General features: G+C 30.4%; 12 protein-coding genes. All 12 read right to left on the bottom strand.

Annotated features, from left to right (window positions below; genetic code table 11):
• Positions 1-249 precede the first annotated feature (249 nt).
• Positions 250-1,203: an SRPBCC family protein gene (locus tag K8Z87_RS13315; RefSeq protein WP_227478073.1), complete on the bottom strand. Its 954-nt coding sequence runs from the start codon at positions 1,201-1,203 to the stop codon at positions 250-252.
• 167 nt (positions 1,204-1,370) lie between these two features.
• Positions 1,371-1,898, bottom strand: a complete 528-nt coding sequence (locus K8Z87_RS13310; RefSeq protein WP_227478072.1) for a hypothetical protein — start codon at positions 1,896-1,898, stop codon at positions 1,371-1,373.
• Between the two features lie 802 nt (positions 1,899-2,700).
• Positions 2,701-3,177 carry a hypothetical protein gene (locus tag K8Z87_RS13305; RefSeq protein WP_227478071.1) on the bottom strand — a complete coding sequence of 159 codons (477 nt, stop codon included), beginning with the start codon at positions 3,175-3,177 and terminating at the stop codon, positions 2,701-2,703.
• 170 nt (positions 3,178-3,347) lie between these two features.
• Entirely contained in the window at positions 3,348-3,866 is a 519-nt protein-coding gene (locus K8Z87_RS13300; protein ID WP_227478070.1) for a hypothetical protein, read from the bottom strand.
• A gap of 244 nt (positions 3,867-4,110) precedes the next feature.
• A complete protein-coding gene (locus K8Z87_RS13295; protein WP_227478069.1) occupies positions 4,111-4,926 on the bottom strand; it encodes a hypothetical protein in 816 nt (271 codons plus the stop codon).
• A gap of 220 nt (positions 4,927-5,146) precedes the next feature.
• Positions 5,147-5,671 carry a WG repeat-containing protein gene (locus K8Z87_RS13290; RefSeq protein WP_227478068.1) on the bottom strand — a complete coding sequence of 175 codons (525 nt, stop codon included), beginning with the start codon at positions 5,669-5,671 and terminating at the stop codon, positions 5,147-5,149.
• A gap of 146 nt (positions 5,672-5,817) precedes the next feature.
• Positions 5,818-6,258 carry a hypothetical protein gene (locus tag K8Z87_RS13285; protein WP_227478067.1) on the bottom strand — a complete coding sequence of 147 codons (441 nt, stop codon included), beginning with the start codon at positions 6,256-6,258 and terminating at the stop codon, positions 5,818-5,820.
• Between the two features lie 216 nt (positions 6,259-6,474).
• Positions 6,475-6,963 (bottom strand): TIR domain-containing protein, encoded by a 489-nt coding sequence (locus K8Z87_RS13280; RefSeq protein ID WP_227478066.1) that lies wholly within the window; start codon positions 6,961-6,963, stop codon positions 6,475-6,477.
• Between the two features lie 5 nt (positions 6,964-6,968).
• On the bottom strand, positions 6,969-7,361 hold the full coding sequence (locus K8Z87_RS13275; protein ID WP_227478065.1) for a hypothetical protein: 393 nt from the start codon (positions 7,359-7,361) through the stop codon (positions 6,969-6,971).
• 225 nt (positions 7,362-7,586) lie between these two features.
• Positions 7,587-9,899 (bottom strand): AAA family ATPase, encoded by a 2,313-nt coding sequence (locus tag K8Z87_RS13270; protein WP_227478064.1) that lies wholly within the window; start codon positions 9,897-9,899, stop codon positions 7,587-7,589.
• Between the two features lie 221 nt (positions 9,900-10,120).
• The gene (locus tag K8Z87_RS13265; protein ID WP_227478063.1) at positions 10,121-10,624 is read right to left on the bottom strand and encodes an SHOCT domain-containing protein; all 504 of its coding nucleotides are present in this window, start codon (positions 10,622-10,624) and stop codon (positions 10,121-10,123) included.
• Between the two features lie 162 nt (positions 10,625-10,786).
• Entirely contained in the window at positions 10,787-11,443 is a 657-nt protein-coding gene (locus tag K8Z87_RS13260) for a hypothetical protein (RefSeq protein WP_227478062.1), read from the bottom strand.
• Positions 11,444-11,557 lie beyond the last annotated feature (114 nt).

The raw sequence follows: 11,557 nt of genomic DNA, 5'->3' as shown, positions 1-11,557 counted from the left end.
GTAGCTTTTTTTTCGCCAGTGCTGTTTTTGTGGTTTCATAATTGACTATAATTAAATGATTAATTTTTAGTCAACCTATTTCAGGAAAGTTCAGTCCTAAAATGAATGACAACGGAATTGTGTATGGTTAGTTGCGTGGTTAAGCAACTAAATTAGTAAACAAATACGAACCTGAGAAAATTCCGAAGGAATTTTCCAAATAAGCACTTGCCAAAGCAATTAATTATACACGGTGTTGTAAAACGTTTTTTATTCAGTTGTTTTTATTAATTCGGATTTCTTTTTTATATGATTCAAAACCCTATTATGAATCCGATGAACAATATAATCAGACCAAGCTCTCCAATAAAATCCTGGATAAATGTCAACTTTATACCAAGTTGTTCCTTCTAATTCAGTTTGGTTCGCATTAATTTTAGTCAGTTTGAACTGTCCTTTATAGGATTTAAAATATCCATCTAAATGCGGTGGGTGAACTTCCCAAAACGGATTTAATTCGTTCATTGGAATTGGTTGTTCTTTAACGTCAAATTGCAATAAATTCGGTTCGTCCCAAGTTGTAATTGGTTCTACAAAACTTCCGGTTGTAAAATTACAATATCTAACAGCTCCAACACCTTGTCCAACAATTGTAGCGTCGGTTGGATATGAAATACCAGTTTTAAAAATCCAATCGATTGGTTCGTCAATTTTGTCAAATGTCACGACATTCATCCATACTTTTTCAATTGGGCCGTTCACAATTATTTTAGTCCGAACAGGAATTAAATCAGTTGGCTTATTAATATAATCAAAGCTCATAAAACCTAAAGAGAGAAAAAGCAATATTATGGTTGTATTTGTCGGATTAATTAAATTTTTATTTGTGATTTTAAATCCGATATATGAACCTATCCAAATTCCAATTGCGAGAATTGGACTTGCCATTAATAGACAAATTAATCCCTCAATTGCAAAAACCAAAAGCACCAATGAAGCCAAAATTGCGGTAACGAAACTTAAATTATATGCATCGCTTTTAGTCAAATCTAATTTTCTGCCAGATATGTAAGGTGGTAAAAATCCAATTATAATAGGAATTAAAATAAAAACTGTCCAGCCATAATCGCCAAAGTAATTGATTGATAAGTAACCAAGGGTTTGGACAGTAATTAATGTTATTACAATAGAAATTAAATTTATTTTATTCCAAATTCTTCTCACGAATATTTTTTTTTCAAATGTTTTACAACGGCTTCGTATAACCGTCAGTTACGGGCAAATTAACGATTATTTTTGGATTAAACACTAGCCTTAGCAATTCCGATTGGATTCGGACGTAGTCGAATCCGCCGTAATTGCGGTTATACATTGTTGGCAACTGGCTTTTTTTATTCACGATTAAACACTTGATTGTAATATTCGTTCAACAATCCTTTTCCGTTATGTTTAGTTTTTAAAATCAGTTTGGATTCAGCACAAGCGTTTTTATATAAACTTTGTTCTTTCTCATTCAGACTCTTTGAACCCAAATAAACCATTTTATAAATCGGATTAGATTGTTCCAATTCAAACGCCTTTTTTAGCATTTCTTTCCCCTTAATTTCTAACTCTTCGTAGTCGCCAAATTCGTAAGGGAAAATTGAAATCGCATATCCAGCAATAAAATTAAATTCAGCTATTTCCGAGTATTTTTTCAGTCCGTTTTTTAATTCGTATTCCAATTCGGTTCGTAAGTCAATATCTTTTTTAAAAAGTCCGTTCACATCTTCAAGCATAGACCACAAAAAGAAGAAATAATATTTCCACGTTTCAAAATCCGCGTTGTTTTCCGAAATCAGGTTTTGATATTCAGAATATGCTTCATTATATTTTTCTGCAGATTCTAATTCAAATATTTTTTCCAGATTTTGATTCATTCGTGATTTTTTTCAGCTTGTTGCCAACGTTGTTGTGTATGATTAGTGGCGTGTTTAAGCACCTAATTTAGTAAATAAAAACCGAATAGAAAATCCGAGAGGATTTTCGTAAGTAGGTAAGAACTAGCCATTAATTATACACGTTGTTGCCATTTCGTTGTTTTTTCGTTTTTCTAATTATTCAACTAATTTCATTTTCCGCTTTTCAACGTTTGAGTGAGTTCAGTCAGTGTTTTATTCCGCAATATTTTTCAATTCCGATTGAGTGAGCAATTCCGCAACTTGCTAAATTCTGCATTCAATTATAGTTTAGTTTTTCAATTCGGTTGACTAATAAGATTTCAGAAATGCATTTAAACTATTTCCACAAACTGTCATTATCAAAATTTCAATTATTTGAAATAGTAGAATAAAAAGTATAATCTTATAAAACTTATTTTCTTTTTTCCAAATCAGTATTATTACCGCTATTACTTGAATGATTCCGAATATTATGTTTAAAGCATAAATTGCGATATCTCCACCAGATACGCCAACATTTTTATAAAAAATAAATGAAAACATTAAAAATGAAATCAAACAATTTATTAGAATCCATTTATTTAATTTGGTCATATTTATTTGTCGGTTTTGAGTGTGTTCCGCAATGAATGGCAACGTTGTTGTATATGGTTTGTTGCGTGTTTCAAGCAACTAATTTAGTAAATATTTACCGGCCAAGAAAGTCCGCGAGGACTTTCGCAAGTAGGCAAGAAGCCAGCAATAAATTATATACGGTGTTGTAAGCAGTGCTTTTTTCATTCTAATTTTCCTTTCTTTTAATTAGTTTTCCAAATATTATTCCGACTATTAAAGAAGGTATAAGTCCAAATAAAAAAATCCAATATAATGGTTTAAATAAATAATCATAAAATGGATTATCATTCGTTCCAATGTTATCAATTCCTTCTTGCAAGAAACCAGTAATTCCTCCTAAAAATCCAGTTGTTAGTAAAACTGACATTCCAGTCAAAAATCCGACAACAATATAATTCCGCTTTTTTATTAGAATTTCTTTTCCTGCAATTCGTCCGTAAAAATATCCGCACAAAATCATAATCACACAGCCAATTAAAATATGATACCAATAATCGACTCTCGTAATCCACAAAAAACCGTCAATAAATCCGTTGTCACTTGAAATAATTAAAGTCATAATTAAATGAGCGATAATAATTCCGACAAAAACACTTTTCAGACCTTGCTTTGCTCCAATATTTTCAGCATTTTTTATTGTCATTTTCTTGAATTTTCTTTTCAGTAGGATTTTTTTTTTGCATTGCTTACAACGTTGATGTGTATGGTTAGTTGCGTGGTTAAGCACCTAATTTAGCAAATAAATCACAGATAGAATATTCCGAAGGAATGTTCGTAAGTCGGCAGTGACCAAGCAATTAATTATACACGGTGTTACAGCACGTTTTTTATTTTCTTCTTTAATTTCCGATTATCCGAATACAATATTATTCCGCCACATTTTGCTCTCTGCCCAAATAGAATTGGCGCTAAATCATTCTTATAAACTGTAATTTTCTCAATATTTGAATTGTTAATCAGATTTAAAATTTCGTAAGTATGCTCAAATTCGGAATAGTCAAGCAGATACTCATCTGATTTTACAATTAACTTGAACATTATTTTACATACACAATTCGATTCGTAAATCTTTTTTCCAGCACCAAAAGTTTGATGTTCTACTCTTTCATTTCCAGAATTATGAAAATGAGTATTTCCAATATAATAAATTGAATCTGACTCGATTTTCTTTTTTAATTCAGCTATTTGTTCGGATTTAGATTCCAGTTTTTCAAATTCCGCAATCCATTCAGCGTTCTGCTTTTCAGTCAGAAGTGAGTCAGTTTTTATTTCTTGAGAGAAAATCGTATTACTGAAAGATAGAAGTAAAGCAAAAATTAATATTCGTATCATATTTTGTTCATTTCCAGCAAAGTTAAAGTCAGAGTTTCAATTATAAAATTCAAAATGAGTGAACAGGTCTTTTCGTTTAGCGATATGTTTTCTCAAATGTGCTGTAACGTGTTTGTATATGGTTTGTTGCGTGTTTTAAGCACCTAATTTAGCAAATACAAACCGAATAGAAAATCCGCGAGGATTTTCGTAAGTAGGCAAGAACTAGCAATAAATTATATACGGTGTTAGCACCAGTAATTTCTTATAATTTCGAGTTTATATTTTTCAATTTTTTCGCAAATTCTTTTTTTCTCAACTCCTTATTTCTTTTATCAACTGCCTCATCTAATGAAAAATATATAATCGTTTGTACAATTGGCAGATATTCCCTGCATTCTTCTTCCTGTAATTCGTGAATACCTTTACTCAAAGTGCCATATATATGTGAATTCTCATTGAAATAGTCAGGTAGATGTTCTTGTATATATTCTATTTTAGAATCCATTCTTTTTTTCCTGAATTCTTCTTCAGAAATTTTATCTTGAATATCAGTTTCTACAAAGGTCTTTATAATCAAATTCTCAAAAATTCTCCTGTAATATAGGAATGCTCCAATGGCATAACCGTAAGATTCAAGTTGTGATGCTTTTGCTAGTTCACTAATATTTTCTTTAGATATAACACTTTCATATTTGTTGAATCCATCTTTAACAGAATCATATTTGGATGGATATTCCGCTATCTTTATAATTTTGTCTCCATCTACTAAAAATCCATATAAAATTTTATGATGAGCGTTCAAACTGCATCTAAATGTTTTATAAAGTGTAGGTTCATTCCGAACTAATTGAGGTGCAAATTGCATATTTGGAACTCTTGGTGCATCTTTATAAACTCTGTCAGGTGTAAATATTCTTTTATCGCCACATTTTGTGCAATATTGCTCAACTCTTTCCTCAAAATGAGTTATCAAATATTCCAAAGAATATTCCATTTCTTCACCATCTTCATTAATCATAACTGAATTCGTGAATTTTTGATAAAGAGTTGAATCAAATATTATTTTATGTATATCCATATTTGGTGTTTCTTATTGGTGCTAACGTTACCGTATAAGAAACGTAGGGCAGATGATAAGCACTTTCGTTTCGGTTTATTACTTAGCTAAATATAAATATTTTGCTTTTATCTTTTCTATTATAAACGCCAAATTTTATATTTAGCGGACTTTGTTAATATGCCTAAATTTTCGGTTAAGCCACAAATGCCCTATGTTTTTTATACACTGTTGTAGCACGTTATTTTTCGGCACGTTTACCATTTTTTGTAATCTGATACCAATTTTCGCTTTTCCACAATGAGTGTTCTCCATCTTTTATTATTTCGCAATTGTCCGAAACTTTCGCAAAACCTCCTTTGAAAGGGTATGCGCAATCAAAATTCGGTTCGATAACTATTTTCCCTTGCGAATTTGCATATCCAATTTTTCCATTTTTTATTATCCGAAAAAGTCCGCTTTCCACATATTCAGGTCCGTTGTCGTATTTAAAGACTTCAAATAGTTCAGTTCCATTTTTATCAATTCCGATTATTTTTCCAGTTTTATTCCTAATTACCATTCCAAAATCTCGAATTGTGTCGGTATAGCAATAATAATATTTTCCAATCGGAATTATCGTATCTCCTTTTGAATTCAGATAGCCAGAAGGAACTCCTATTTCGTCAAATTCTCCTTCGTAAAATTTAATCAAATAGCTATCTTTTTTCGAGCTACAAGCTGAAATTAAAAACGTCATTATTATTCCGAAGATAAGTTTTTTCATAATGTGCTACAACGTTTATGTATATGGAAAGTTGCGGTTTTGTATGCGAGGATTTTCCGAAGGAAAATCAGACGTAACAAAACAAGCAACGACCTTTATTTAAGCACAACACCAGCAATTTTTTATATACAGTGTTGGCAACCGTTTTATTGCGCTTGTAATTGCATTATCCAAAAATACAATTCTTTCAATCCCAATACAACTGCGATAAAAAATCCAATTCTTGCAAACCATTTTGTTTTCGGGAATTCTTTTAATGTGTTTTCAGAAAGACTTATATTAATTTTTTTTTGTTCTCGGTTAAGCCACTTTTCTGTCATTCCTCCATTTTTAATAAGTTCAACTATATTATCACGGTTAAAATCAATTGCTAATTTTTTGTGACCACTTTCATGCTTAAAACTCAAAATACTCAAGGAATACAATTCCTTTAAAATAAAGTCATTTCTTAGAGGGTTAATTCCCGACTCTTTCATTAAAAAGGTAACCTTTCCTTTGAAAACGCTTTCTGTTTGGTACTTGTCTAAATATTCCTTTAGAAAAGTGTCAATAAATTCAGATTCCTCTTTAGATAATTCTTTGTTCATAGGTTCTTATCAATGGTTGCCAACGGTTCGGCTATGGTTAGTACGGGAATTAAAAGTAGTAAACTTTCGATTAAGCACTTAGCCAAAACTTTTTATTTTGTTTTATCTTTTTTGTTTTAAAGCCAAATCAAAAGATTTGGCGGACTTGGTTAAAAGCTCTAAACTTTGGGTTAAGCACTAAAACCCGTATTAATTATAGCCATTGTTGTGCGTTCGTTATTTTCCTGCATCACTAGCTGCTTTTTCAATCCAATCACCCATATTGCTATAACCATTATCATCAACCCAGTCATAAGTTTTAAATCGTTCGAAAAAGTATTTTTTGTCGTCTTTATTGTTAGTGAATATTGGTCCAAATGAATTATCTCCTTTTTTACTTGTATTTCCGTTACTGTCTTTTACATTATGGACATAAATACCAAGTATTCCATTTCCTTTTTCCCAACTTTTCTCAAGTTCATATTTTATATAATCCCTATTACTAGTTTCAGAGCCAATTAATACAACAGTTACAGAAGTTCCGTCTAGCTGTTCTCTTATCCATTTTTTTATGGCAGAATCTCCGCCTCTTTTGATTTCTTCAAAATCCGCAGCATCAATAAATCCAGCTGCTTTTCTGTCCTGAGTTACCCAGCTGTTTCTTACGATATTTGCTCTCCAAACGTCATTTGCGTAGTGAAAGCTGAAAAAGGTTCTTCTTGCCATATTTTTTATTTTATAAAGTACATAATAATTAAAATTGTTGCGATAACAGAACCATAGAAAAGAAGAATAGTCTTTGATAAAATTGCACTTGCCCAATCACTAAATCCGTTATCTAATTCTTTTGTGTTTAATGAAAAATCGGTTGTTTCGGCTGTTCTTGTAGTATCGTATAGTTTACGAAATAATCTTTCTTGATATATAAAATATCCATCCAAAATCCAGAATACTATTGCGGGAAAATATGCTACAATTACAAAGGTCAAATTACTGTCTTTAGCAGACAATGCAAACAGAGCTGAAACTAGAGTAACAGTCCATCCTTTAATCAAAAATGAGTTTTGTCCCATTCTATTGATTATTCCTTGGATAAATTCTAAGTGTTTGTATTTGTCTTCCATAGTTTCTTCTAATGACGCACAACGTCTAGGCTATGGTTAGTACGGGAATTAAAAGTAGTGAACTTTCGATTAAGCACTTAGCCAAAACTTTTTATTTTGTTTTATCTTTTTCTTTATAAAGCCAAATCAAAAAGATTTGGCGGACTTTGTTAAAAGCTCTAAACTTTGGGTTAAGTACCAAAACCCGTATTAATTATAGCCATTGTTGTAAGCTGGCTTTTATTTTCATATTGCTTTTTTAAGAGATTCAAAGTGTTTTACGTCAAGTTCCAACAAAGAAAAAAGTTCATTACAGGCGATTGGAAGAACCATAATAAGTTCATCGTGTCTAGTGGCTTTTTCAAATGTTGTAAAGTGCGAAAAGTGATTTAGAGTTTTGTAATTGTTTACGTTATCGACCAATTGAGCAATTCTGTTTTCCACACTATCTGGCTCGTTAGGTATTTTCATTAAGGTGTAAATTTCTAAAAACCTTCTAAGAGCATTTGGAATTAGAATATCATAAACTTCTCCACCATTTTCAATTTCTTGTTTGTATTTGTAAATAAGGCTGAAAAGATAAATATATTCAGATTTATACCTTTTTAATACTTTACTTAAAGCTTTTAGAACGGAATTGTCCGTGTCAATTTTTTGAATTTGATAAAAACCAAAATTTGGAACTTCTTGTTTTTCTCCTGTTGTAGGGTTTGTAATTTTCTTCCGCTTGTTTAGCTGACTTGAATCTCTTAAAAATGAAAAGAATTCAAAGTTATGAGTAGATATAAATAGTTGCTTAAAGCAATTAACAACTTTAGCTGGATTATCTAAATCTACATTTTTTCTAAAAAAGTAAGAGTTTATGAGCGAATAAACTTGAGAAATATGATTAGTATCTAAACTAGAAATTGGGTCATCTATAAATACTATTGTTTTTTGCATTTCTAGGATACCTAAACTTTCTAATTCAACCAAGAAATAAGAAAATGCGATAGCGGTTTTTTCTCCTTCACTTAAATTCCTAGCTGGTCTGGATTTACGCAATAAAATAAATCTATCATCTGAAGTTACATCTATTTCTATATCATCTCGATTAAGAAATTTTTGTATGAATTTGTTTAATTCGTCTTTTCCTTTAGTTATTGTTTTTAGAGAATCTAGTTTCTCCTGTTTGATGCTTTCTTTCTTATTAACGTAGTTTTCATATAGCTTTTTCCAATTTTGAGCATTTTGACTTTTCTCTTTTTTTACGAAATAATTTTCATTTTTTAAAAAGTCAGCTATAAGATGTTTTTTTAATTTTTCTCTTGCTGAATTTCTTTCTGTTTCAAAATTTGATATTAATGAATTATGGCTTCTAATTATTTCATTAAGCTCTGAAATCCAATCCTCAAATTCTTTTAACTCATATTCAGTTACTGATATTGAAATATTATTAAAAATATTACCATCTTCTTTTCTTGTAAGCTCATTTAATAAATGGTTTAATTCAGATATGTATTTTGATTTAATTGCTTTGTAAGAATTGATTTTTTGGTCTATAGTTTCTCTTACTCTTTCTGTGAAGTCATTTTTACTTTTGGGTATTTCTATTGATTTAATTAAGGCGATTTCTGCATTAATTGAATCTCTTTGTACAGAAATTTTGTCCCTTAATTCTTTAGAAGCATTTGAGAAATAATTATTTAATGAAGTTATTCTGTTAGTGGTTATGTCATTACCACAAAATGAACAGGTTTCCGCATTTTCTTCAAATGCCAAACCATCTTTCACCCAACTATATAAGTCCTTGTTACTCTCTAAAATATCTATTACAACATCTTTTGCAGGTTCTTCTTTTAGAAGTTCGGTGACAGCTAATTTTAAGTCAGCTACTTTTAAATCAAGAATGTATTCGTCAAATGCTTGAAAATTATTTGTTGAGTTTGATAAAATTTTTAAATCTTCAATTTCCTTATTTTCTAAAATGATATATGTGTCAAGGTTGTCTTTTGAAATTGAATTTAAAGCAGCCTTAAAGTGTCCTTTATCAAATGGAATTGTATTATTGGAAATAATTAATCTAATTGCTTTGCTTTCTTCTTTGAAACGCCAATTTTCATATTCATTAAAAATATTAATAACAGGTTCTGTAGCAGTTTTTCTTAATTTGGCAAATTCAATTTTCGCCTCCAATTTTCCGATTTCACTTCTTATCGTAGTATTTTCTCCAACATCAAAAGCTATTGGTGCTCCCAATTCAGTTCTAGAATCCCAAGTTAGTTTCGCATCAACATATTCTTTGTTAAATATAAAAACTGTTGTTTCGTATCTCTCTAAATTTTCACTTTCAAATTCTTGATTATTTTCTAGGCGAAGTTTGAATTTGGCTTCTGGATAGTCTATATGAATTGCTTTATCACGAAGTGAGCAGAATATTCTTGACAGCGTTGTTTTACCTGAGTAATTCCAACCGTAAATGATATTTTTCTCTTTGAAATCTTGAAGTGTAGAATCTCTATTCCAATTAAAATCATTGAAAACTCCAAATTTCTCGATGGTTAATATTTTTTCTATCATTCGGTTTTTTCAGCTTGCTTACAACGGTTGGGCTAAGCGTAGTGCGGGGGCAAGGAAACTTTTCGTTTCCGTCTGCGCACGAAGCTAAAGCTTTTGGTTTTGCTTTTTCTTTTTTTGTCCAAAGCTAAATCCCAAAGATTTAGCGACCTTATAAATATATGCAGACCTTACGATTTAACCCTAAACCCCGCATTACGTTTAGGTTTTGTTGTAAACAGTTTTTATTGGTCAGATTCTAATATCTTTTTCTTTTCAGAGTCAAATTCCGATTGAGTTATAATTCCACTATCCAATAATTCCTTCAGTTTTTTTAATTTTTCGTATTTGTCTGTTTCTTTATCAGATACTTTTGCGTTATCATTTCCGCAATCTTTAACTTCACAGGTTTCTATTGCACTTTCAATGTCTAAAGTATAATTAGATAAATTACCACCACCTACAAGGAAAAGAACTTTTTCATTTTTTTTGTCTTTAAATCGTTTTATTTTTTTAATCGTAACAGCATAACCGTTGTATGCTCTTGATTTTATTTCTCCTCCTTTAACTAATGCGCTTGTAATCCACATATATACATACTGGTCATTATTTCCACTTCCGTTCCCCATTATTACATCATCACCAACTTTGTAAGTAATGCCATTAGAAGCTTTATATTCTTTTAACTTTTGAGCATAAATTCCATTCCCAATTAAAAGGGAAAAAGTTAATAATATTAGTTTATTCATACTGTTTATTTAAATTGTTTACAACGTGCTTGTGCATGGTTTTGTTGCGACGTTACTAGACTAAAATAGTAAAAAAACAACCAACATTGGAAGTGTCCGAGGATTTTCCGAAAGGAAAATCCACCAGCAATAAATTATGCACGGTGTTGTAAACAGTACTTTTCACTCATTATAGTAATCTCGAAGTTTATTTTCAGTTTTAATCAGATCGCTTTCAAAATCTGGATAATTATTTAATAATTGTTTGGCCTTTATAATTGATTTTGATCCTTTTTCAATTTCTCCATATCTCAGGTGATTTTCTGCTAATTGATAATAGGAAATTCCTTTTATAAAATCTAAATCAGAATTATTAATTACATTTAAAAACTCTTTTTCAGCATTTATGTCTTCTCCGATAACACTTAATGTTCGAGCTAAATTTAGTCCCGCGACAAAATATTGTGAGTTTGAGTGAGCAAATGATTTTTTATAATAATCAATTGATTTTTTAAAATTCTTAGCATTACTTTCTAGGTTTCCTAAATTATTCAAAAGAATAACATTGTTTAGGTCTTTCTCTAGACCTTTTAAAAAGAATTCACGAGATTTATTCAGTTTGTTTTCTTGAGCAAATTTAATTCCTAATAGATTTAATGTGTTTATAGAATCATATAGGTCGTCAAATCTTTCATTATAAAACACAATGTCTTCACCATTTTTAGTGTAATAAATAAGAGGGGAAGTGTTTATTATTATTTTATTGTTTTGTTTTTTACAACTAATAAATACTACTATAAAAATCAGTGCAATAAAACTATGTTTGATTAATTTTCTCAATTTCGATTTCGTATTGTTTACAACGTTGATGTGTATGGTTAGTTGCGTGGTTAAGCAACTAATTTAGCAAATAAATCACAGATAGAATATTCCGAAGGAATGTTCGTAAGTCGG

Origin of the sequence: Winogradskyella immobilis (assembly GCF_021887715.1) — a bacterium.
Taxonomy (GTDB): Bacteria; Bacteroidota; Bacteroidia; order Flavobacteriales; family Flavobacteriaceae; genus Winogradskyella; species Winogradskyella immobilis.
Note: the sequence above shows the minus strand (reverse complement) of the source record. Positions and strands in the feature narration are given on the sequence as shown.

Coding starts and splice junctions, on each gene's coding strand:
- K8Z87_RS13310 (WP_227478072.1), bottom strand. CDS start 1,898: ATGAATCAAAATCTGGAAAAAATATTTGAATTAGAATCTGCAGAAAAA.
- K8Z87_RS13305 (WP_227478071.1), bottom strand. CDS start 3,177: ATGACAATAAAAAATGCTGAAAATATTGGAGCAAAGCAAGGTCTGAAA.
- K8Z87_RS13300 (WP_227478070.1), bottom strand. CDS start 3,866: ATGATACGAATATTAATTTTTGCTTTACTTCTATCTTTCAGTAATACG.
- K8Z87_RS13295 (WP_227478069.1), bottom strand. CDS start 4,926: ATGGATATACATAAAATAATATTTGATTCAACTCTTTATCAAAAATTC.
- K8Z87_RS13290 (WP_227478068.1), bottom strand. CDS start 5,671: ATGAAAAAACTTATCTTCGGAATAATAATGACGTTTTTAATTTCAGCT.
- K8Z87_RS13285 (WP_227478067.1), bottom strand. CDS start 6,258: ATGAACAAAGAATTATCTAAAGAGGAATCTGAATTTATTGACACTTTT.
- K8Z87_RS13280 (WP_227478066.1), bottom strand. CDS start 6,963: ATGGCAAGAAGAACCTTTTTCAGCTTTCACTACGCAAATGACGTTTGG.
- K8Z87_RS13275 (WP_227478065.1), bottom strand. CDS start 7,361: ATGGAAGACAAATACAAACACTTAGAATTTATCCAAGGAATAATCAAT.
- K8Z87_RS13270 (WP_227478064.1), bottom strand. CDS start 9,899: ATGATAGAAAAAATATTAACCATCGAGAAATTTGGAGTTTTCAATGAT.
- K8Z87_RS13265 (WP_227478063.1), bottom strand. CDS start 10,624: ATGAATAAACTAATATTATTAACTTTTTCCCTTTTAATTGGGAATGGA.